This is a genomic window from Kitasatospora sp. NPDC042419 (assembly GCF_056437345.1).
Window position 1 is genome coordinate 42,182 of the sequence record NZ_JBWKAW010000013.1, and the last position, 22,662, is coordinate 64,843.

13 protein-coding genes are annotated in these 22,662 nt (G+C 75.1%); 10 read left to right on the plus strand and 3 right to left on the minus strand.

The genetic code is table 11. The features are described 5' to 3' along the window. The first annotated feature begins 278 nt into the window (after nucleotides 1–278). From AC067J_RS23700 to AC067J_RS23740, 9 genes are all read left to right on the plus strand, one after another. On the plus strand, nucleotides 279–3,677 hold the full coding sequence (locus AC067J_RS23700; protein WP_478302251.1) for a tetratricopeptide repeat protein: 3,399 nt from the start codon (nucleotides 279–281) through the stop codon (nucleotides 3,675–3,677). A 195-nt stretch (nucleotides 3,678–3,872) separates the two neighbouring features. Further along, nucleotides 3,873–4,442 carry a TetR/AcrR family transcriptional regulator gene (locus tag AC067J_RS23705; protein ID WP_478302521.1) on the plus strand — a complete coding sequence of 190 codons (570 nt, stop codon included), beginning with the start codon at nucleotides 3,873–3,875 and terminating at the stop codon, nucleotides 4,440–4,442. A gap of 121 nt (nucleotides 4,443–4,563) precedes the next feature. Next, nucleotides 4,564–5,760: an SGNH/GDSL hydrolase family protein gene (locus AC067J_RS23710; RefSeq protein ID WP_478302253.1), complete on the plus strand. Its 1,197-nt coding sequence runs from the start codon at nucleotides 4,564–4,566 to the stop codon at nucleotides 5,758–5,760. Between the two features lie 328 nt (nucleotides 5,761–6,088). Further along, on the plus strand, nucleotides 6,089–7,375 hold the full coding sequence (locus AC067J_RS23715) for a discoidin domain-containing protein (RefSeq protein ID WP_478302255.1): 1,287 nt from the start codon (nucleotides 6,089–6,091) through the stop codon (nucleotides 7,373–7,375). A 2-nt stretch (nucleotides 7,376–7,377) separates the two neighbouring features. Continuing rightward, the gene (locus tag AC067J_RS23720; RefSeq protein WP_478302523.1) at nucleotides 7,378–8,721 is read left to right on the plus strand and encodes an MFS transporter; all 1,344 of its coding nucleotides are present in this window, start codon (nucleotides 7,378–7,380) and stop codon (nucleotides 8,719–8,721) included. Then, nucleotides 8,718–9,686 carry a TolB family protein gene (locus AC067J_RS23725; protein ID WP_478302257.1) on the plus strand — a complete coding sequence of 323 codons (969 nt, stop codon included), beginning with the start codon at nucleotides 8,718–8,720 and terminating at the stop codon, nucleotides 9,684–9,686. The genes AC067J_RS23720 and AC067J_RS23725 overlap by 4 nt, the downstream gene beginning before the upstream one ends. Before the next feature lie 214 nt (nucleotides 9,687–9,900). After that, a complete protein-coding gene (bla, locus tag AC067J_RS23730) occupies nucleotides 9,901–10,812 on the plus strand; it encodes a class A beta-lactamase (RefSeq protein WP_478302259.1) in 912 nt (303 codons plus the stop codon). Between the two features lie 899 nt (nucleotides 10,813–11,711). Next, nucleotides 11,712–12,143, plus strand: coding sequence for an SRPBCC family protein (locus AC067J_RS23735; RefSeq protein ID WP_478302261.1), 432 nt, complete (start codon nucleotides 11,712–11,714; stop codon nucleotides 12,141–12,143). A 420-nt stretch (nucleotides 12,144–12,563) separates the two neighbouring features. Beyond that, nucleotides 12,564–16,661: a hypothetical protein gene (locus AC067J_RS23740; protein ID WP_478302263.1), complete on the plus strand. Its 4,098-nt coding sequence runs from the start codon at nucleotides 12,564–12,566 to the stop codon at nucleotides 16,659–16,661. 144 nt (nucleotides 16,662–16,805) lie between these two features. On the opposite strand, the gene AC067J_RS23745 is transcribed toward AC067J_RS23740, so the two are convergent. Beyond that, entirely contained in the window at nucleotides 16,806–18,275 is a 1,470-nt protein-coding gene (locus tag AC067J_RS23745) for a glutamate synthase subunit beta (RefSeq protein WP_478302265.1), read from the minus strand. 515 nt (nucleotides 18,276–18,790) lie between these two features. Beyond that, nucleotides 18,791–19,633: a hypothetical protein gene (locus AC067J_RS23750; protein ID WP_478302266.1), complete on the minus strand. Its 843-nt coding sequence runs from the start codon at nucleotides 19,631–19,633 to the stop codon at nucleotides 18,791–18,793. Nucleotides 19,634–20,239: 606 nt separating this feature from the next. On the opposite strand from AC067J_RS23750, the gene AC067J_RS23755 reads away from it, so the two are divergent. After that, nucleotides 20,240–21,841, plus strand: coding sequence for a serine hydrolase (locus tag AC067J_RS23755; protein WP_478302268.1), 1,602 nt, complete (start codon nucleotides 20,240–20,242; stop codon nucleotides 21,839–21,841). Between the two features lie 192 nt (nucleotides 21,842–22,033). On the opposite strand, the gene AC067J_RS23760 is transcribed toward AC067J_RS23755, so the two are convergent. Continuing rightward, nucleotides 22,034–22,624: a TetR/AcrR family transcriptional regulator gene (locus AC067J_RS23760; protein WP_478302270.1), complete on the minus strand. Its 591-nt coding sequence runs from the start codon at nucleotides 22,622–22,624 to the stop codon at nucleotides 22,034–22,036. Nucleotides 22,625–22,662: the final 38 nt, after the last annotated feature.

Sequence of the window (22,662 nt, forward strand, 5' to 3'; positions counted from 1 at the left end):
ATCCGGGCTTCGGCTGCGGGCGGCGGTGAGCCGGCCCTACGGTGGGCGGGTCGGCGGATTCCGGGCCGGAGCGCGCGGCCCGGGCCGGGCCCATCGCCCGGTGCGCCGCCGGGCCGGGCCCGGCGGCGCAGTCGGCCGGAGACACCGACCGTCTCCCCGGCCGCCGGACCCGTGGTACTCGACCGTGCAGCAGGGGGGCAGGAGTGGAGAGGGATCGCCTTGCCGGAGTGGCCGGTCCGGGCGGGCCCGGGGCGGGGTACGCGGTGGGAGGCCGGCTGGTGCTGACCTCCGCCCACGTCACCGGATCCGCCGGGACGAGGGTGAAGGTCTTCCACCCCGGCGGTGGCGAGCAGGCCGGTGCGGTGGTGGTGTGGTCCGGCACGCCGGGCGGACGCGACGACGCGGCGCTCGTCCTCGTCGACGAGTCCCCGCACTGGCGGCCGCCGGCCGCACCGGTGCGCTGGGGCCGCCTGGTCACCGACCTGCCCGGCACCGCGTGCGAGACGTGGGGCCTGCCGGACGAGGCCCAGCGCCCCGGCAGGCCCGCCGAAGCCGTGCAACTGCGCGGGGAGGTGAACCCGGGCACCGGGTTCGTCGGCAACCAGTACGTGATGGACCTCGCCGGGCACCCTCCTCGGGAGACCGCCGGCGGCTCGCCGTGGGGCGGCCTGTCCGGTGGCGCCGTGTACTCCGGCCGTCTGCTGCTCGGGGTCGTCGCCTCCGACCGCGCCGGCTCCGGCCACGGTCGGCTCAACCTCGTGCCCGGCTACGTCCTCCACCGCGACCCCGCGTTCCGCAGCGCTCTCGCCGAGCACGGCGCCACCGCGGCGGGGGGCCTGGAGGCGGTGGAGTTCCAGGACCTCGCCGATCCCGCCCACGACGCCGCGGGCCGCCGCCCGCCCGCCACCCCGGCGGCGCTGCTGGAGGCCGGGCGGCAGGTCGTCCCCTTCCACGGCCGTGCCGACCTCCTCGCGGACCTGGCGGCCTGGTGCAGGACGGCCGGGTTCGGCGCGTGGCTCCTGCACGGGCCCGGCGGACAGGGCAAGACCCGACTCGCCCACCGGCTCGGCGCCCTGCTGGCCGCCGAGGGCTGGGCGGTCCTGTGGCCGCGCGCGACCGCCGCCCCACAGCAACTGCGCGAACTGCGGTACGCCGCACGGCCGTTGCTGGTCGTCCTCGACTACGCCGAAACCCGCGCCGACCAGCTCACCGCGCTCGTCGAGGCCGCCGCCGAGCACCCCGGAGGCACGCCGCTCAAACTCCTGCTGCCGGCCCGCACCGACGGCGACTGGTGGCGCCACGCCCGCATCGCGACGCGCCTCGCCGAGGACCACCTCACCCACGCCCGTACCCACCGCCTCGCCCCGCTGGAGGACGATCCGGAGCTGCGGGTCCGCCTCTACCACGACGCCGCCCGCGCGCTGGCCGCCGCCCTTCCGCTGGTCGACGGCCTCGCCGGCCACGACTGGGCCGCGGCCGCGGCCGGCCTGCCGCCGAGGAGGCTGGACCAGGGCGCCTACGGCAACGCCCTCACCCTCCACATGACCGCCCTCGCGGACCTCCTCGACATCACGCTCCCCCCGTCCGACGGCCCGGGGCCCGACGGCCCGGAGCCCGGTGACCCCGACGGGGCGGGCGGCAGCGGCGCCGCGCACGACGAGGCCCAGGCGGTGGAGGACCGGCTGCTCGGACACGAGCACCGCTACTGGCGGAACGGCGCCACCGCCCGCGGCCTGAGCCCCGCGCTGAACACCGCCACCCTGGAGACCGCACTCGCCGCCGCCCACTTGGCGGGCGCGGCCGACGACGAACAGGCCGACCGGCTGTGGCGGCGCCTGCCCGCCCTCGCCGACCAGACCCGCGACCGCCGCGACCAGGTCACCGCATGGCTCGCCGCCCTCTACCCCGCCCCGGCCCCCGGGGCTCCCTGGGGCGCCCTCCAGCCCGACCGCCTCGCCGAACGCCACATCGGCCGAACCCTGGAGGCCGACCCCGGCCTCGCCTCCCACCTCCTCGCGGGCGCCGACCCGGGTCAGGCGGAGCAACTGCTCACCGTCTACAGCCGCGCCGCCGCCCACCCCGTCTTCCGGCACCGCCTCGACACCCGGCTCACCGACCTCTGCCTGCGCCACCACGGGGAGCTGGCCGCCCACATCGTCACCACGGCCACCCGCACCGACCACCCCCGGCCACTCACCGACGCCCTCGACACCATCGTCGCGGACCCCGCCGTCCCCCTCCTCCGGCTGGACGAGCTATACGCGCTGCTCCCCGCCGCCACCAGGCGCCTCGCCGCCACGGCCGCCAGGCTCGCCGGAGTCCGCGCCGACCGCCACCGGGGCCTCGCGGAGTCCGACCCGGTCGCGAACCTTCCCGGCTTCGCCACGGCCCTGAACGACCTCTCCGTCCGGCTCGGTGACACGGGGCGATGGGCGGAGGCCCTGGTGGCGAGCCAGGAAGCCGTCGCGCACTACCGGATCCTCGTCGAGGCGGACCCCGACACCCACCTGCCCGCGCTCGCGCAGGTCCTCGGCAACCTCTCCGTCGATGTCGGGAAGGCGGGGCGGCCGGCGGACGCCCTGTCCGCGGTCGAAGAGTCCGTCGCCATCCGACGCGCCCTCGCCGAGGCGGACCCCGACACCCACCTGCCGGCCCTCGCGCAGGCCCTCGCCAACCTCGCCGGCTGGCAGGACGCGGTGGGACTCCGGGCGGAGGCGCTGGCAACCGGCCGGGACGCGGTCGAGCGCTACCGGACCCTCGCCGGGACGGATCCCGACACCTACGCGCCCGCGCTGGCCCGGATCCTGGGCAACGTGTCCCTGCTGCTGAACGCGACGGGACGGGCGGCGGAGGGCGTGCCCTCGGCGGAGGAGGCCGTGGCCGTCTGCCGGGCCCTCGCCGAGGCGGACCCCGACGCCCGTCTGCCCGACCTCGCGCAGGCCCTCAACAACCTGTCCGTGCTGCTGGGCGGGGTGGGGCGGGAGGCGGAGGGGCTGGCGGCCGCAGAGGAGGCCGTGGGCCACTTCCGCGCCCTCGCCGGGGCGGCGCCCGAGGCCCACCTGCCGGACCTCGCCATGGCGCTCAACACCCTCGCCGTCCGGTTCCGACGGGTGGGGCGGCCGGAGGAGGGGCTGGTCCTCCTGGAGGAGTCCGTCACCACCCGCCGCGCGCTCGCCGAGGCGGCGCCCGAGGCCCACCTCGCCGATCTCGCCGAGGGCCTCAACAACCTGTCCGTGCTGCTGGGCGAGGTGGGGCGGCCCGCCCAGGCGCTGACGGCCGTCGAGGAGGCCGTGACCCACTACCGCACGCTCACCGGGACGTACCCCGACGCCTACCTCCCCTACCTCGCCAACGCCCTCAACAGCTTCGCCGTCCGGCTGGGGGAGGAGGCGCGGCCGGCGGAGGGGCTGGCGGCCGCCGAGGAGTCCGTGGCCCACTTCCGCGGCCTCGCCGGGGAGTTCCCCGACGCGTTCCTGCCGGACCTCGCCATGGCGCTCAACAACCTCGCCGTCCGGCTGGGGGAGGAGGGGCGGCGGGCGGAGGGCCTGGCCGCCGCCGAGGAGTCCGTCGCCCTCCGCCGCGCCCTCGCCGAGGCCGCCCCCGGCATGTTCGGGGCCGCCCTGCGGCGGTCGCTGGAGACGGCCGCCTCGCTGGAGGAGCGCGAGCCGGAGGGCTGAGCGCGCCGCCCGGCACCCGCCCGCCTGCCCTGAGCCGCCCGCCCTGTGTCACCTGCCCTGAGTCACCTCGCCGGAACCGCCTCGCCGGTGCCGCCTGCCCTGAGCCGCCTGCGCGCCACAGCCTGCACATGTATGGTGAAAACCTAAAGCCTTTAGGAAGACGGCATCATGCTGCAGGTGGACGGAGTGAGATCCATGGCCCGGGTGGGACTGACCGCCGAGCGACTGACCCGCGCCGGCGCGGAGCTGGCCGACGAAGTCGGCTTCGAGCAGGTCACCGTCTCCGAGCTCGCCCGCCGCTTCGACGTCAAGGTCGCGAGCCTGTACTCGCACGTCCGCAGCTCGCACGACCTCAAGACGCGGATCGCCCTCCTCGCGCTGGAGGAGCTGGCCGACCGCGCGGCCGACGCGATCGCCGGGCGCGCCGGCAAGGACGCCCTGGCCGCCTTCGCCGACGCCTACCGGGACTACGCCCGGCAGCACCCCGGGCGGTACGACGCCGCGCGGTACAGGCTCGATCCGCCGACGGCCGCCGCCGGCGCCGGGGTCCGGCACGCCCGGATGACCCGGGCGATCCTGCGCGGGTACGACCTGGCCGAGCCGGACCAGACGCACGCGGTCCGCCTGCTCGGCAGCGTCTTCCACGGCTACGTCAGCCTGGAGGCGGCAGGCGGCTTCAGCCACACCGCCGTCGATCCGCAGGACTCCTGGGACTGGGTCGTCGACTCCCTCGACACCCTGCTGCGGACCTGGACGGCCCGCTGAGCTTTGCCCCTCCAAGGCCGGGGCGGTCGCCGAGCAGGCCGCCGAGCCGGATGCCCCGGCCACCCCGACCCACCGAACCGGAACCGCAGGAACCACCGGAACCACAGGAACCACAGGAACCATGAGCACCGACACCAGCCCGATGGCCGCCCCGATCACCACCCCCGTCACCGCGGACCTGCTCCGCGGGCACCTCGACGCCGAACGGACCGCCCGCGGACTGCTGCCGCATCGGCTGCCCGCCCGGGCGCGCCGTCAGATCCCCGACGAGCAGCTCGCCATGGCCCAGGCCCAGCCCTCCGGCGTGCACCTGGTGTTCCGCACCCGCGCGACCACCGTCGAGCTGGACACGCTGCCCACCAAGCGCGCCTACCCCGGCATGCCGGCCGTGCCCGACGGCGTCTACGAGCTCCTCGTCGACGGCCGGCCCGCCGGGCGGACCGCCGTCGCCGGGGGCAACACCAGGGTGACCGACCTGGCCACCGGTGCCGCCGAGCTGGTCGAGGGCCCGCCCGGGACGGCGCGGTTCACCGGCCTGCCGGACCACGACAAGACCGTCGAGATCTGGCTGCCGCACAACGAGATCACCGAGCTGATCGCCCTGCGCACCGACGCCCCGGTCGAGCCCGCGCCGCCGACCGGGCGCCGGACCTGGGTCCACCACGGCAGCTCCATCAGCCACGGCTCGAACGCCGGCCGCCCCACCGTGGTCTGGCCCGTCCTGGCGGCTCGCGAGGCGGGTGTCGACCTGGTCAACCTCGGCTTCGGCGGCAGCGCCCTGCTGGACCCCTTCACCGCCCGCGCGATCCGCGACACCCCGGCCGACCTGATCAGCCTCAAGATCGGCATCAACATCGTCAACGCGGACACGATGCGCCTGCGCGCCTTCGGCCCGGCCGTCCACGGGTTCCTCGACACGATCCGGGAGGGGCACCCGACCACCCCGCTGCTGGTCGTCTCCGCCGTCCTGTGCCCGGTCCAGGAGGACACCCCCGGCCCGCTGGCGCCGGACTTCTCGGCCGGCACCCTGCGGTTCAGGGCCACCGGCGACCCCGCCGAACGCGCGGCCGGGCGGCTGACCCTCACCGTCATCCGCGAGGAGCTGGCACGGATCGTCGCCGAGCGCGCCGCCGACGATCCGCACCTGCACCACCTGGACGGCCGCGCCCTCTACGGCCTGGCCGACTACGACGAGCTGCCGCTGCCCGACGAGATCCACCCCGACCCCGCCGGCCACCGCCGCATCGCGGACAACTTCGGCCGGCTGGTCTTCGGCCCCGACGGGGTCTTCGCCGCCCCGCGCGTCCGACCGGTGTAGCCGGGGTGGCCGGGGCGTGACCGGGGTGTGGCCGGGCGGCCGAGATGCCCACGAACCTTGATTCGGACGGAAGTTCGGCACTGCTCGACTATTGGTAGGAAACTTTACTTTCTACTACGCTGTCGGCTGGCGGCTTGGCGCGGCGCCTGCTCCGGACGGGGCGTGACGCGCTCAGTGAGAGCTCTGACCCGGCCGCTGCGGTGGTGCGGTCGCCGCTTGCCCGGTGGCGCGCGTGCGGCGTGCACCGGTGTCCAGCTCTCGCCGTTTCTCAAGGTCAGGGAGTCCAGTGATGCGTCTGGGTGTCTCGGTAAGGCCTGTCCATGTCGGTGTGTTCGTCGCCGTCCTCGCGTTGCTCGGCGGCTTGCTGCTCGGCTGGTCCGGGCAGGCGGGAGCGGCGGCCGATCCGCTGATCTCGCAGGGGAAGGCCGCGACGGCCTCGTCCACGGAGGGGTCGTCGTACGAGGCGGGGAAGGCGTTCGACGGGAGCGCCACCTCGCGGTGGGCGAGTGCGGAGGGGAAGGACCCGCAGTGGCTGCGGGTCGACCTCGGAGGGAGTGCCCGTGTCTCGCGGGTGAAGCTGAGCTGGGAGGCCGCGTACGCGAAGGCCTACCGCCTGGAGGTGTCGGCGGACGGGGTGACCTGGACGCCGTTGGCGGAGGAGAAGGCCGGCAACGGCGCGACCGACGACTGGACGGGGCTGGCCGGGAAGGGCCGCTACGTCCGGATGTACGGCACGGCGCGCGGAACGTCGTACGGCTACTCGCTGTTCGAGATGGAGGTGTACGGGGTGCCGGACGGCGGGCCGTCGCCGGGCGGGGCGTTCACGGTGGTCGCGGCGGGTGACATCGCCGCGCAGTGCACCGCCTCGGACAGCGGCTGCGCGCACCCGAAGACCGCCGCGCTGGCCCAGCAGATCGGCCCGAAGTTCTACCTGACGATGGGTGACAACCAGTACGACGACGCCCGGCTGTCGGACTTCCGGAACTACTACGACAAGAGCTGGGGTGCGTTCAAGGCGAAGACCCATCCCGTGCCGGGCAACCACGAGACCTACGACCCGGCCGGGTCGCTCGCCGGGTACAAGTCGTACTTCGGCGCCGTCGCCTACCCGCAGGGCAAGAGCTGGTACAGCTTCGACGAGGGCAACTGGCACTTCGTCGCGCTGGACTCCAACGCCTTCGACCAGAGCGCCCAGATCGACTGGCTGAAGGCCGACCTGGCGGCCAACGCGAAGAAGTGCGTCGCCGCCTACTGGCACCACCCGCTGTACTCCTCCGGCGGGCACGGCAACGACCCGGTCTCCCGGCCGGTGTGGAAGATCCTCTACGGCGCCAGGGCCGACCTGGTGCTGAACGGGCACGACCACCACTACGAGCGGTTCGCCCCGCAGGACCCGGACGGGAAGGCCACCGCGGACGGGATCGTCGAGGTCGTCGGCGGGATGGGCGGCGCCGAGCCCTACCCGATCGAGCAGGTGCAGCCGAACAGCCAGAAGCGGATCAGCGGTGAGTACGGCGTGCTGAAGCTGGACTTCACCGACTCCGGGTACGGCTGGAGCTACGTCGGAACGGACGGCCAGGTCAAGGACGCCTCCCCGAAGTACAGCTGCCACTGATGATGTACCTGGCCACCACCGGCCGCCGTTCGGACGCGCCGCTCCGCCCCGCCGGGGTGGGGCGGCGCGTCCCCGGCACGGTCATCGCGCTCGGTGCGGTCAGCCTGGTCACCGACGTCTCCTCGGAGATGGTCACCGCCGTGCTGCCGCTCTACCTGGTGCTGGGGCTCGGCCTCTCACCACTCCAGTTCGGTTTCTTCGACGGGTTGTTCAACGGCGCCACGGCACTGGTCCGACTCCTCGGCGGCAGGCTCGCCGACCGGGGCGGCGGCCGGCACCGGACGGTCGCCGGGGCCGGCTACCTGCTCTCGGCGCTCTCCCGGCTCGGGCTGCTGCTCGCCGGCGGGGCGGCCGGCGGGATCGCCGCCGCACTGGCCGCCGACCGGCTCGGGAAGGGCGTGCGGACCGCGCCCCGGGACGCGCTGATCTCGCTCAGCGCACCGCCGGAGGCGCTCGGCCGGGCGTTCGGCGTGCACCGGGCGATGGACACCACGGGGGCACTGCTCGGCCCGCTGGTCGCGTTCGCGGTGCTGTGGGCGACGGCGGACGCGTACGACGCGGTGTTCGTGGTCAGCTTCGCCACCGGGCTGCTCGGGGTACTGGTGCTGGTGCTGTTCGTCCCGGCCGGGACGGCGGCCCCGGCGGGCCTGCCGAAGCCTCCGGTCCTGCCGAAGCAGACCGCCGGGCCCCGGCCGGGCCTTGCCTCCCGACCGGGCGTCGCGTCCCAGCCGGGCGTCGCGTCCCGGCCGGCCGCTGTGCCGAAGCCGGCCAGGAGGAGGACCGGGGCGCTCGGCGACCCGGTGTTCCGGCGGGTGGTCACGGCCGCCGCGCTGCTGGGAGCCGCGACGATCGGCGACTCCTTCCTCTACCTCCTGCTCCAGCGCGGCCTGGACCTGCCGCCCCTGCTCTTCCCGCTGCTGCCGCTCGGCGCGGCGGCCTGCTACCTGCTGCTGGCCGTACCGGCCGGCCGGCTCGCGGACCGGACCGGCCGGCGCACCCCCTTCCTCTGCGGGCACGGCGCACTGCTCACGGCCTACCTCGTCCTGATGGCCCCGCTGGGGTGGCCGACCGCCGTGCTCACCCTGGTGCTCCTGGGCGTCTTCTACGCCGCCACGGACGGCGTGCTGATGGCGCTCGCCGGACCGGTACTGCCGCCGGACGGCCGGGCGGGCGGGCTCGCCGTGCTCCAGACCGGCCAGGCACTGGCCCGGCTGGTCGGCGCGGCCGGGTTCGGCGCCGCCTGGACGTGGTGGGGGCTGCGCCCCGCCCTCGCGGTGGCCGCCCTCGCGCTGGCCGCCGCCCTCGCCGCCGCATGGCGGATCCTGCCGGGAAGGGAGGCCGCGTGAAGGCGCGTTCGACGGTGCTGGTGATCGCCGTCCTGGTCCTGCTGGGCGGTTCGCTCGGGTACGTGCTGCACGCCCGGCAGCGCGGCGGCGGACCTCGACTCGTCGCGGCGGAGAGCTCGTTCACCCTGAACGAGTCCGGAATCTACTACCGGGACACCGCCACCGGGCGGGTCGCCCGCGGTGAAGGGGCGCCGGACGGGCCGTCCTGCGCCCGGTTCTACGCCGCGGGCGACCGGGCCCTGTGCCTGCGGGCGCTGCCCGGCGTCCCGGCCCGCACCCAGGCGGTGGTGTACGACCGGCGGTTCACCGAGATCCAGACGGTGACGGTGCCCGGCATCCCGAACCGGGCCCGGGTGTCGGCCTCCGGACAGCTGCTCTCCTGGACCACCTTCGCCGTGGGGGACTCGTACGCGTCCGGGAGCTTCTCCACCCGGACGTCGATCCTGGACCTGCGCACCGGGTACCTGGTCAAGTCGGTCGAGTCCATCCCGCTGACCGTCGGCGGCACCCGCTACCACGCCGCCGACGTCAACTACTGGGGCGTCAACTTCGCCGCCGACGACAACCGCTTCTACGCCACCGTCTCGACCGGCGGCCGGACCCACCTGGTCGAGGGCGACCTCCGGGCGTGGTCGGCCCGGACGCTGCGGGAGAACGTCGAGTGCCCCTCGCTCTCGCCGGACGGCACCCGGATCGCCTTCAAGAAGAAGGTCTCGGCCGACCCGGCCGCGCCCTGGCGGCTCCACGTCCTGGAGCTGGCCGGGATGCGCGAGTACCCGCTGGCCGAGTCGCGCAGCGTGGACGACCAGGCGGCCTGGCTCGACGGGGGCACCCTCGGCTACGCGCTGCCGGGCCGGGACGGGAAGGGCAGCGACGTCTGGACCGTTCCGGCGGACGGCGGCGGGGCGCCGAACCTGCTGCTACCCGGAGGTTCCTCGCCGGTGTCCGTCCCGGCGGCGCCGTAGCTCCGGGCGGCGGTCCGATTCCGGCCCGGAGTACGGGAGTTGACGACCACCGTGCCCGTTCGCAACACACCCGGGGGCACGGCCTTCGCGCCGATCCCCGTCCCTCGTGGCAGAGTTCGGTATCCCGGGGCCCTGAGGCCCGAGGTCCGGGGCCCCGAACGGGCCGGCGGCCGCATGAGCAACACGGCCGGCACGAGCAGAGGGAGGAACGACCATGGAACCGCGTCCGAGTCGGCGAGGCGTTCTCACCGGGGCCGCCGGGACGGCCGTTGCCACGGTTCTCCCCGCCGGCCCCGGGGCCTTCGCACAGGGCACGGGCGGCGGCGGAGGGATCTCCGGACGGCTGCGTGCCCTCGAACAGGCGCATGCCGCACGACTGGGAGTCTTCGCCTGCGACACGGCCACCGGCAGGACCGTCCGCCACCGCGCGGACGAACTGTTCCCGGTGTGCTCGACGTTCAAGACGATCGCCGTGGCCGCGGTCCTGAGGGACCTCGACCGGGACGGTGAGTTCCTCGCCGAGCGCATCCGGTACACGGCGGAGGAGGTCACGGGCTCGGGCTACGCGCCGATCACGGCCCGGCCCGAGAACCTCGCGCGCGGCATGACCGTCGCGGACCTGTGCGCGGCAGCCGTCGAGTACAGCGACAACGGGGCGGCGAACCTCCTCCTGCGCGAACTCGGAGGCCCGGACGCGGTCACCCGCTTCTGCCGTTCCGTCGGCGACGAGGTGACCCGGCTCGACCGGTGGGAGCCCGGGCTGAACTCGGCGGAGCCGGGACGCGTGACCGACACGTCGAGCCCCCGCGCGATCGGCCGGACCTTCGCCGGGCTCGTCCTGGGCGACGCGCTCGAAGCACGGGACAGCGAGATCCTGACCGGTTGGCTGCTGGCCAACACGACCGGTGGGAACCGCTTCCGAGCGGGGCTGCCCGGGGACTGGACCGTCGCGGACAAGACCGGGACGGGCGGCTACGGCACCACCGACGACGTGGGCATCGCCTGGCCTCCGGGCCGGGGAGCGATCGTGATGGCCGTGCTGTCGACCAAGCACGACAGCGCCGCACCGCCGGACGAACCACTGGTCGCCGCTGCGGCTTCGCTGCTGGCAGCCGAGCTGGCCTGACCGCCGGCGGGGACCGCGCCCGGTCCACCGCACGCCCGGTCCCGTCGCACGCCCGGCCCCACCGCACGTCTCCTCGGCAGATCCGGTGGAGCCGTCGCCCTGGTTGCCCCGTTCCACGTTCACGGGGCGGGGCCGGTCACCGGCCCCGGAAGCGGACGGGTCGACGGCGGAGTGTTCCGTCTGCTGTCCGTGCGAGCCGCCGATCGCTACCGGGAACTCGCCGTACCCGCTACGGACGTTGCTCTGGTCCGTGCTGCCCTGCGCGAAGACGGCATCTGACCTCGGCCTGAGAGCCGCTGCTTGGCGTCGGTCCTGTCGAACCCCGGCGGCCGACCGCCGGGCGAGCCTGGGCTCCCGTCTTCCGGGCGGGGTTCGTGCGCGCGACCCGTGGCTGCCGGAGCGCCGTCCGGCGTCGTGTTGCGGCTGCTTGCGCGCGACTCGGGCGGTAAGGGCGGCACGGTCGGTCACTGCTGCTTGTGCTTCCCGGTGCCCGGTGCCCGGTGCCCGGTGCCCGGTGCCCGGTGCCCGGTGCCCGGTGCCCGGTGCCCGGTGCCCGGGTCCGGCTCGGGAGCCTGACCGTCGGCGTTCCCCGGCGCCGTGCCGTCCTCGGACCGGCGATCGCGGGGGCGCGAGGGCGGCCACGGGGCGCGAACACGTCGGCACGCGCCTGTCGGGTCCGGTCCGCCGGTCCGGTCCGCCCGGGACCGCCGCGCAGGCCTGGCCGCGCACGCCTGACCGGGGCCGGACCCCCGGCGCCGGACCCGGCCCCGGGAGCCCACCCCGCCCGCCCGCGGGTCGGGCGGTTGCCGCTGCCCTGTGGAGGGCCAAGATGGAAGGTGGTGCCGGCTGCGGATCCCCGGTCCGGCGGCGTGCTCGGGACAGCGCGGAGAGGTGTGGCGATGAGCAGGGTGGCGGAGTCGATCGACGTGGACGTGCCGATCCGCGTCGTCTATGACCAGTGGGCGACCTTCGAGGAGTTCCCGCAGTTCATGGAGGCCGTGGAGGAGGTCAGACAGCTGGACGACCTCCACGCCCACTGGCAGGTGAGGATCGCCGGGCTGTTCCGGGAGTTCGACACCGAGATCGTCGAGCGGGTGCCCGACGAGCGGGTCGCCTGGCGCAGCACTGGCGAGACCGCGAAGCACAGCGGCGCGGTCGACTTCGAGCCGCTCGGCGCCGACCGGACACGGGTCACGATGACCATGGCCTTCGAGCCCACCGGCCTGGCCGAGAAGGCCGCCGACAAGCTGGGGGTGCTCGACCGGCAGGTCCGGGGCGACCTGCGCCGCTTCAAGCAGTTCGTGGAGGACCGCAGCGCCGGGAACAGCTGACCGCTTCACCGGAGGTCCACGACAGCCCGCCGGGCTTCCGGCCGGTTCCTGGGACCGCGAACCGCCACCCGCCGACCGCCGACCTTGGACCGTCGCCACCGGGCCGGGCCGATCGCCGGCCGGTGCCTGCGCCCGGCTGTCGACGCGCGCCCGGAGCCCTGGACCGTCACCTGGACCGGGTGGGGGAGGCCCCGGTCGACCCCGTCCCGGAGCCCCGCTGCCGGAGTCGCCGCGTCGGCATTCCGCAGGGGGCGACGGGAGCGGCGCTTCGCGCTGTGGCCGGGATCACGTGCGAAGTGACGCTCTGTTCGTTTGCCCGCCCCCATCCGCGTGACGGTCCGTCGGTGCTGGTGGCTAGAATCCGCCTGCCCACGAACTCCGGTGATCGTCATGGGAGCCGGGCACAGAAGAGGGGGAACCATGAAGCCGCTGCCATCGGGCAGCCGCACGCGACGGGGGCGGAGAAGAGCGGGTACGGCCGCTCCGGGCGTCCTGTTGCTCGCCGTCCTGGCCACGCTGGTCGGCCAGACCGGCTCCGCCGCCGCCGTGGAGGCGCCGCCCGCGGCGACCGCCTCGCCGCAGCCGGGCGCGGGCACGAACCCGGGCACGAACCCGGGCACGAACCCGGGCACGAACCCGTCCGCCGCGCCCGCAGCCGGGCCGACGGCCGCCGCGCCGTCCGCGGCGCCCAGCGCTGAGCCGACGGCCGCGCCCGCGGTCCCGTCCGCGGCGGATCCGAAGGCCGCGTCGGAGGCCGCCGTCGGCGAGCTCCGGCAGGCCGACCCGACCGGCCCCTGCCCGGCGACGCTGACCGCGAACGCCGTGACCGCGTGCGCGCTCGGCTCGGGTGAGACCGCCACGTTCTCGTTCACGCTGACGCAGCCGCGGGACGTGCTCTTCCTCCAGACCGTCACGACGAGCTGGGTCGGCCTGACCCTGCTCGCGCCGGACGGCACCGCCCAGGTGTGCGACAAGCCGATGGGCGGGTACTCGGGATCCGAGCTGTACCGCTGCGACACCACCCAGGCGGGCACGTACACGCTCCGGGCGAAGGAGAACGGCGGCTCGGCCCAGGCCTTCTCCATCGCCTACCAGCCGCTGCTCTCGCCGGGCACCTGCAGGACGGTGGCCGCCGCCGACCTCACGCTGGCCGCCCCGGCGACGCTGCACGGTTCGCTGCCGGCCGGCGCCGTGGGCGACTGCTACGCGCCGGTCGGCCTGGCCGCCGGAGACGTGCTGCGGGCCTACGACCAGAAGTACCAGGTCGGCCTGACCGTCCTCGACGCGGCCGGTGCCGCGGTCTGCACCCCGTCGTCCGAGGCCGACTGCAAGCTCACCGGGCAGGCTCCCTACCGGGTCAGCGTCCGACGGGGCTACCAGCCGGCACCCGAGTACGACCTCTCCCTCGCCCGGCTCTCCCGCCCGGAGGGCTGCGCGGTGGTGCAGCCCCAGGCGTTCGACACCGCTCCGGACCTGAGCCCGGTCGCGCGCTGCCGCACGCTGCGGGTGACCGAGTCGGGGCCCTACTCCTTCTTCTCGGTCAAGGCCGACGGCACCTACGTCGGCGGCCAGCTCTTCGGCCCCGACACGGTCCAGCTCTTCGGCGACTGCTGGAAGGGCACCGGCTGCGTGCTGGCCCCCGGTGACTACACCTGGGTGGTCGGGGCGAGTACCCCGGCCGTCGGCGCCTTCGGCCTGGTGCTCCGCTCGGACAAGGAGGGCCGCGGCTGCACCGCGACCGGCGACACCGGGCTGGTGTCCGGTCCGGTCACCGGCACCTTCGGTGCGCCCGGCGAGGCGCGCTGCCTCACCCTCCCGACGGCCACCGGCAACGGCCTCTACTTCCTCGACCGGAAGCCCGCGGACGGGTACGGCCTCGGCGTCACCGTCTACGACGCCGCCGGAGCCAGGCAGTGCGGCGGCGAATCCTCCTTCACCGTCTGCAAGCTGACCGGTACCGCGCCGTTCCGCGCCCTGGTGAGCGGCACCTCGAACCAGGCGTTCCAGCTGGTGGTCCACCGGACCGGAGCGCTGGCCGGCTGCGCCCCGTGGGCGCGGACCGGCTTCGACGGCAGCTGGGGTGCGGAGACGACGCTGACCGCGGCTGTCGACCAGGCCTGCTTCAGCCTCCCGGCCGATCAGCACTCCACCTACGAGATGGCCGACTACAGCAGCAGCCAGAACCAGTTCTACGGCAATCTGAAGGTCGTCGACCCGAAGGGCGACGTGGCCTGTGAGACCTTCCTGAACTCGTTCATCACCTGCCGCCTGGAGGCCGGTGTCCCGTACACCGCGCTGCTGACCGACAACCGCTGGGGCGACAGCTACAAGCTGGTCCGCCGGGACATCTCGTCGAGCGCGGACTGCATCGTCCCCAACGCGACCACGGTCGGCGGCCGCTCCACCCCGGTGGACCTGACCTCCTCGCTGGACGCGCGCTGCTTCCGCGTGGACGCCGCCGCCACCGACAAGTTCCTGCTGGGCATCCGGTCGACCGCCAACCGGTACGAGGCCAGCGTGTACACGCAGATCCTGGACGCGGGCGGCAAGGCCCTCTGCACCTACGAGTGCCGCGTCACCGGCAGCACCTCCTACACCGTGCTCGCGATCGCGTCCGGGTACCAGGGCAAGGACATCCACGCCGCCCTGGACACCTGGAAGGTCGGCACGGCGAACGGCTGGGCGCCGGAGTGCACCGCCAACCCCGTCTCGGTGGAGGGCTTCCCCCTGCGCAACGGGCTGCTCACGGAGTCCGCCGCCGGCTTCTGCGCGGTGGTGGACATGAAGCCGTCGCAGGCCCTCAACGTCCAGGGCGTCACCAGCAGCACCTCCTCCCTCGAACAGCCGGCCCTGCGCCTGCTCGACCCGGTCAAGTGGGGCGGCTCCGACTCCGCCGACTACTACTGCTCCGGCTACTACAACGTCAACTACAACAGCCCCAGCAGCGACGGTCTGACCGGTTCCCGCTGCCAGGCGACCGCCACGGCCACCGCCGGGCAGGCCCTGCTGCTGTTCAGCGCGGCCAAGGTGGCGACACCGGTCGAGTACAGCCTCCGCGGGACGTGCGGCAGCTGCTCCGTCCAGCCCGGCCCGGCCCTGTGGCTGCGCTCGATCGCGCCCGCCACCGGTGCGGCCGGGACGCAGGTCCAGGCCGTGGTCCGCGGCAGCGGCCTCACCCTGGCGACCAAGCTGAAGCTGGTCCGCAGCGGCACCTGGGACAGCGCCCAGCCGCTCATGTGGCCGCTCTCGGTGAACCCCCAGGGGACCGAGCTGCACGTCCTGGTCGACACCTTCAGCCTGCAGCCCGGGACCTTCGACATGGTGCTGGACACCTACGGGTCCGGTGCCACCAGCCTGCCCAGGGCCTTCACGGTGACGGCCGCGCCGACGCCGACGAAGGGCCGCTTCGTGCCCGTGTCGCCCTCGCGCATCCTGAACACGGTGTCGGGTGTCGGCGCGCCCGCCGGGCGGGTCGGCCAGGGCGGCGTGGTGCCGCTCCAGGTCGCCGGTGTCGGCGGTGTGCCGGCCACCGGTGTGACGGCGGTCGTGATGAACGTGACGGCCGTCAACCCGACCCGCAACAGCGCCGTCTCGGTCTACCCGAGCGGCCAGGCGGTGCCGGACCTGCCGACCGTCAGCTTCGCCGCCGGCCAGATCGTCACCAACCTGGTGACGGTCCCGCTGGCGAACGGCGGCAAGGTGGACCTGCGCAACGCGTGGGGCGAGGTGGACCTGGGGGTCGACATCGCCGGGTACTACACCGACGGCGGCGCGGGCTCGCTGCTGAGCCCGGTCAACCCGACGCGCATCCTGAACACCGTCCTGGGCGTCGGCGCACCCGCCGGCCGGGTCGGCTGGGGCGGCGTCGTGCCGCTGAAGGTGACCGGTGTGGCCGGTGTGCCGGCCACCGGTGTGACGGCGGTCGTGATGAGCGTGTCGGCCGTCAACCCGTCCCGGACCAGCTACCTCACCGTGTACCCGCACGGCGATCCGGTGCCGGACGCGTCGAGCGTCAACTACGCGGCGGGGCAGAACGTGTCGAACCTGGTCACCGTCCCGGTCGGGGCGGACGGCAGGGTCGACCTGCGCAACGCGTGGGGCGAGGCGGACCTGGGGGTCGACGTCGTCGGCTACTACTCCGGCTCCGGCGCGACCTACACGCCGTCGAACCTCGTGCGGCTGCTCGACACCCGGGACGGCACCGGCGCCCGCGCCGGCACCCTGGGCGGCGACGGCGACGTCGTGAGCGTCAAGGTGTCCGGGGTCGAGGGCGTGCCCTACAGCGGTGTGACCTCGGCGCTGCTGAACGTCACCGTCGTCTGGCCCAGCAACACCAGCTTCCTGACGGTCTTCCCGCACGGGACCGTCCGTCCGGACGCCTCGAACATCAACTACCGGCCGGGGGACGTCGTCTCCGCGCTGGTGATGGTCCCGGTGGTGGACGGCCGGGTGTCGTTCGCCAACCAGTGGGGCAGCACCGACGTCGTCGCCGACCTGATCGGCTACTTCTCGGCCTGACCCGCCACCGCACCACCACTGCCGCAGCCTCAGTGCTGCACCGGCACTGCCGCGCCGCCCGGGACCCCTCCCGGCGGCGCGGCAGTGCCGTTTCCCGGCCGGTGCCCGGAACCGCGGCTGCCCCGGTGCGGCGGGACGGCCCGTTCACAGGGTGAGCGCCCGCGCCGACGCCCGTATCGGCGCCGGGAGTTCGGTGTCGCCGCGCAGGTAGCGGTCCACCGCCGCGGCCGCCGACCGGCCCTCGGCGATCGCCCACACGATCAGCGACTGTCCGCGCCCGGCGTCCCCGGCGACGAAGACGCCCTCGGTGCCGGTGGCGAACCCGTCGTCCCGGTCGAGGGCACCGTCCGGGCCGGTGGCGAGGCCGAGCTGGACCGTCAGCGGCTGGTCCGGGTCGGGGCCGGTGAAACCCAGCGCGAGGAGGGCCAGCTCCGCGGGGAGGGTGCGCTCGGTGCCGCTCCGCGGGCTGCGGTCCCGCGGGTCGGCGCCGGCGAAGCGGACGGCGGCGAGCCGACCGTCCGGGCCGGAGTCGAACGCGACAGTCGTCGCCGCGAACACCCTCGGCCCGGCCGCCGCGGCGGCGCACTCCTCGTGCGAGGTCGTCTCCCGGTAGACCTTCGGATGGACCGGCCAGGGCTGCCCGTCCGCCCGGCGCGCGGGCGGGCGCGGATTGATGTCGAGCTGGGTGACGGACGCGGCCCGCTGCCGCAGCGCCGTGCCGGCGCAGTCCGACGCGGTGTCCCCGCCGCCGACGATCACCACGTGCAGGCCCTCGGCGGACACCCCCGGGGCCGGGCGGTCGCCCTCGTCCACCCGGTTCGACCAGGTCAGGTAGCCGATCGCCTGGCACACGCCGGGAAGCGCGCGCCCCGGCACCGGCAGCTCCCGGCAGGCGGTGGCGCCGACCGCGACCACCAGCGCGTCGCATCCGGCCCGCAGCTCGTCAGCCGGAACGTCCCGGCCGACGCACGTCCCGGTGCGGAAGACGGTGCCCTCGGCCCGCATCTGGTCGAGCCGGCGGTCCAGGCGGTGCTTCTCCAGCCGGAACGGCGGGATTCCGTAGCGCAGCAGCCCGCCGAGGCGGTCGGCCCGCTCGTACACCGTGGTGGCGTGCCCGGCGCGGGTCAGCTGCTGCGCCGCCGCCAGCCCGGCCGGTCCCGAACCGACCACCGCCACCCGGTGCCCGGTGGTCCGGTCGGGCGGCTGCGGGCGGTCCCAGCCCTCGTCCCGCGCCCGGTCGGCGATCGCCAGCTCGATGTTCCTGATCGTCACGGCCTCCCCGTCGATCGCCAGCACGCACGCGCTCTCGCAGGGCGCCGGGCACAGCCGACCGGTGAACTCGGGGAAGTTGTCGGTCGCCAGCAGGCGTGCGGCCGCGGCTCGCCAGCCCTCGACCGCCACCAGCCGGTTCCAGTCCGGTATGACGTTGCCGAGCGGGCAGGTGTTGTGGCAGAAGGGCAGCCCGCAGTCCATGCAGCGGGCCGCCTGCCCGCCGACCACGGGCAGGAGCGCGCCCTCCCGGTAGACCTCCTGCCAGTCGTGCAGCCGCTTCCGCACGTCCCGCCGCGCGCGCTCCGCGCGCGCAGTGGTGAGGAAGGCCATCCGGTCTGTCATCGCGGCCTCCGGCGGGGCGTGCCGACGCGGATCCGGTGGCACCCGGCGGACGCGCCACCGCATGGCCACGGTACGCCCACGGAGGACCGCTGCGGAAGCGCGGGCCGGCCGGTTCCGGGGACGGCACCTGGCCGTCGGGTCCAGTGCCGAAGGCCCGCCCGGCCGAGGCGTCCCACCGGGCGGGCCGTCCTGCCCGCGGCGACCCTCCTGCCCGGTGCGCCGCCCCGTCCGCCGCCGGTTCTGCGCGCGCCGCCGGTCCTGCCCGCCCCGCACGACCTGCCCGCACGACCCGCCCGCCCGCCGGGCGGGCGCCGGTCCCGACACCCGCCAGCGGACCGGCCCGGGCCGGTCCGCGCGCCGTGGGCCGCCACCCCCGCCAGGGGCGGGCGCCGCTCGCCCGGCGGCGCACCCGGGGCCCGGGCGCGGCTGCGCGCGGGCGACGCCCGGAGCCGCGCGTGCCGGCCCCGGCGGCCGGGCCTTCGACCAACCCCGGACGGCCGCGAATTGACGTGGCGTCAGGCCAGCGCCCTGGAGCGCCAGTGGCCGAACTCCGCGACCGGCTCGTCGTCGAGAGCCCACGGCCAGGCCGTGACCGTGTCGCCGATCAGGCGGAAGACGTCGGCACTCGCGCTCGTCCGGCCGGCCTTGACCAGGGCGAAGGCGAGCAGATTGAGGTCGGCCAGGGCGGCCGCGTGCCGCAGGTGGCCGGGGCGGGGCCAGTCGGCCAGCGCGGCGTTCAGCACGCGGGTGGCCCGGCCGTTCTCCCACTGACGGCGCACCAGCAGCGCCTCGATCCCGCCCTGCCCGGCGGTGCGGGTGTGCTCGTCGACGAGCGCGGTCAGCTCCACGCCGACGGCCGGCGCGGTCGGCGGCACCGAAGCCCGCACGTTCTCCACGAAGTCCAGCTGGCTGCTGCGGGACCCGCACTCCTCCGGCGACAGGTAGCGCAGCATCTGCAGGTGGGCCTCGCGGTTCCACGGGTCGCGGGCGATCACCTCGTTCCAGACGGCGAACGTGTCGCGCGAGTCGGCGCGCATCAGCCGCAGCATGCCGAGCAGCACCACCCAGGGCACCGGGTCGGCGGGGAGCTCCTCGGCGGCGCGGTAACAGCGGTCGGCGGCGGCCCGGGCGTCCTCCATCTGCCCCGCGTGGCGGCCCCGGACCAGCTCGACCCACGCCTCGAAGACCAGCGGGTCGGTGCTGCGCGAGCGGTTCATCCGCCAGGCGCGCGCGAGCGACGAGGGAGCGGCGGCTTCGGCGAGTACGGCGAAGCGGTGCGTGCGGCGGTCCCAGTCCGTGCCCGGTTCGCGGAGCAACTGCTCGATCTGATCGATCAGGACGACGTTCTGGCCCGGCATTCCGGAGGAGGTGAGATGTCGCCGGATGCGACCGAGCTGGTCGTCGTCTAGTTCCGGCCGGAGGCGCGGGCCGGAAGCGCGAAGTCTTCGTAGGATCGACATCGCCGCAGCCTAGGCTTCCGGTCGCCGCTCAGACAGCCCCTGGAACGGAATCGTTGTCTGCGGACTTTCTGCGGACCGCCTCCGGGCCGTTCCCGGCCGCCCCCGGTGAAGCTACGGCCGCGTACGGTGTCCGCCCGTGCCTGCCCGTGTCCGCCTGTACCTGCCCGTGCGGGCCCGTGCCCGCCCGCGCCGCCCGTCGGCACGGCGGCACCGACGGTGACGACCGGCCCTCGCCGCCCGTGGACGTGGCGCCGCGCCGCCCTCGCCGTCTCCCCGCGCCGCGCCGCCCCCACCGCGCCTCCCGCGCGAGGCCGGCGCTGGACCGAGCGGGTGGATTGCCCGGCGCGCCCGGTGCGCGGCGGGAGCCCGGCCCCGCCGGCGCGGCCGATACTCGCGCCGTGAACCAGGCGGCGCCGGAGCGGGCGCGCCGGACGGAGGAGCGGAGACCTCATGCATTGTCACGGCGCAGCCCGGCGAACGGCCCCTCGGCAGGGGTCGCGCGCCGTGGTGCCACTGCTGGCCGTACTGCTCCTGGGCGGTCCGTCGCTCGCGGGCTGCACCTCGGCGGAGGCCACCGACCCCGGGGCCGCGCCCACGCCGGCCCCCTCGTCCGCCCTGGCCACGGCGCCGCCGCAGCAGCCCCCGCCCCGGCTGACGGAGGCCCAGGTGTCCGCCGCTGCCGCCGGGCTCGACGGCTACGTGCAGAACGTGATGGCGAAGACGGGCGTCCCCGGAGTGGCCGTCGCGGTCGTCCACCAGGACAAGGTCGTCTCCGCGAAGGGCTTCGGCGTCCGCCGGATCGGCGCGCCGGAGACCGTGAACCAGGACACCGTGTTCCAGCTCGCCTCGCTCTCCAAGCCGATCTCGTCGACCGTGGTGGCCGGGCTGGTCGGTCAGAAGACCGTCAAGTGGGACGACCCGGTCGCCGCCCACGACCCGGGCTTCGCGCTGGCGGACCCGTGGGTGAGCAGCCATGTGACGATCGCCGACCTGTTCTCGCACCGCAGCGGGCTGCCGGACCACGCCGGCGACCTGCTGGAGGACCTCGGCTACCAGCGCGACTACATCCTTCAGCACCTGCGGGACCACCCGCTCGCACCCTTCCGGGCGAGCTACGCGTACACCAACTACGGTCTCACCGAGGCGGCGGTGGCCGCGGCCAAGGCCAAGGGGGTGGCCTGGGAGGACCTGGTGGCCGACGTCCTGTACGAGCCGCTGGGGATGGCCTCCACGAGTTCCCTGCGCTCCGCCTACGACGCCGCGGCGAACAAGGCGACGCCGCACGTGAAGGGCGCCGACGGCTGGCAGGTGAGCACCACCCAGAACCCGGACCCGCAGGCGCCGGCCGGCGGGGTGACGTCCACCGCGCGGGACCTCACCCGGTGGATGCGGCTGCAGCTGGCCGACGGGAGCTTCGAGGGCCGGCAGGTCATCGAGGCGCAGGGCCTGAACGAGACCCGGCTGCCGCACGTCGTCTCCGGCCCGCCGAGGGAGCCCGCGGGCGCCACCGGCTTCTACGGCCTCGGCTGGAACGTCAGCTACGACCCCGAGGGCCGGCTGCGGCTCAACCACTCCGGAGGCTTCGACCTGGGCGCGGGCACCGTGGTGACCCTGCTGCCGTCCGAGCAGCTCGGGATCGTCGTCCTGACCAACGGCCAGCCCATCGGCGCCGCCGAGGCGGTGGCCTCGCAGTTCTTCGACGTCGCCCAGAACGGCCGGGAGACGGTCGACTGGCTGGGCTTCTTCGGCAAGGTCGTCGCCGCGGCCGCGGAGCCCGCGGCCTCGCCCACCGACTACGGCAAGCCGCCTGCCGGCGCGGCCCCGGCCGGTCCGGACGCGGGCTACGCGGGGACGTACGCCAACGGCTACTACGGGCCGCTCGCCGTGAGCGCCGAGAGCGGCGGGCTGGTGATGACCCTGGGGCCGGAGAACCTCCGGTTCCCGCTCCGGCACTACGACGGCAACACGTTCAGCTTCCAGACCCGGGGCGAGAACGCGGTCGGCCTGTCCGGGGTGACGTTCACCGTGGGCGCCGACGGCCAGGCGTCCGACGTGGTGGTCGAGCAACTGAACCAGGGGGGCCTCGGGACCTTCACCCGCAGCTGACCCGGCCGGGGCAGGCGGCGCAACCGGGTACCGGCGCGCGTCGCCCGCCCCGCCGGGTACGTGAGGCGGCACCGTTCCGGCGGCTCCGGCGGGGTCGCCCCCTCGCAGCGGCCTGCCCCGGCCTCCCGAGAGGGGTCGGGGCAGGCCGTGGGCCACGGCCTTGAGCGCGGGGGCCGTTCGCCGCGGCCGAGGTCAGTGCGGGCGGCGCAGTCCCGCGACGAGGAGTGCGACCAGCGGGCGCGCGTCGTAGCGGGGGTCGCTGTCGGCGCCGATGCACAGGTTCCCGATGCCGCGCATGAGCTGGTAGGCGTCGAGGTCCGGGCGGATCTCCCCGGAGGCGGCGGCGGTGTCGAGGAGCTGGGCGCACACCGGCAGGAGGCGGTCGAGGAAGTAGGCGTGCAGTGCCTCGAAGCCGCTGCTGTCGTTCCGGAGGGCGGCCGCCAGGCCGTGCTTGGTGACCAGGAAGTCGACGAAGAGGTCGGCCCACCGGGTGAGTGCGGCGTGGGCGGTCGGACTGGTCCTCAGCAGGGCGGGCCCGGCTTCCGCGCAGGCCTCGACCTGGTGGCGGTAGACGGCGATGACCAGGTCCGCCCGGGTGGGGAAGTGCCGGTAGATGGTGCCCGTGCCGACGCCGGCCCGGGCGGCGATGTCGCGCACGGGCGCGTCGACGCCCGAGGCGAGGAAGGCCGCGGCGGCCGCGTCCAGCAGGGCCTGCTGGTTGCGCCGGACGTCCTTGCGCCTGGGGTCGGCCACCGTTCCCGTCTCCTGGCCGCTGTCGCTCACCGTGGTGCTCCTTCCGTGGGTCCTTGCGAAGCGGAACC

What these genes read in the sequence shown, in the direction of transcription:
- AC067J_RS23705 (WP_478302521.1), top strand. Translation starts at nt 3,873, where the DNA reads ATGGCCCGGGTGGGACTGACCGCCGAGCGACTGACCCGCGCCGGCGCG.
- AC067J_RS23710 (WP_478302253.1), top strand. Translation starts at nt 4,564, where the DNA reads ATGAGCACCGACACCAGCCCGATGGCCGCCCCGATCACCACCCCCGTC.
- AC067J_RS23720 (WP_478302523.1), top strand. Translation starts at nt 7,378, where the DNA reads ATGTACCTGGCCACCACCGGCCGCCGTTCGGACGCGCCGCTCCGCCCC.
- bla (WP_478302259.1), top strand. Translation starts at nt 9,901, where the DNA reads ATGGAACCGCGTCCGAGTCGGCGAGGCGTTCTCACCGGGGCCGCCGGG.
- AC067J_RS23735 (WP_478302261.1), top strand. Translation starts at nt 11,712, where the DNA reads ATGAGCAGGGTGGCGGAGTCGATCGACGTGGACGTGCCGATCCGCGTC.
- AC067J_RS23740 (WP_478302263.1), top strand. Translation starts at nt 12,564, where the DNA reads ATGAAGCCGCTGCCATCGGGCAGCCGCACGCGACGGGGGCGGAGAAGA.
- AC067J_RS23745 (WP_478302265.1), bottom strand. Translation starts at nt 18,275, where the DNA reads ATGACAGACCGGATGGCCTTCCTCACCACTGCGCGCGCGGAGCGCGCG.
- AC067J_RS23750 (WP_478302266.1), bottom strand. Translation starts at nt 19,633, where the DNA reads ATGCCGGGCCAGAACGTCGTCCTGATCGATCAGATCGAGCAGTTGCTC.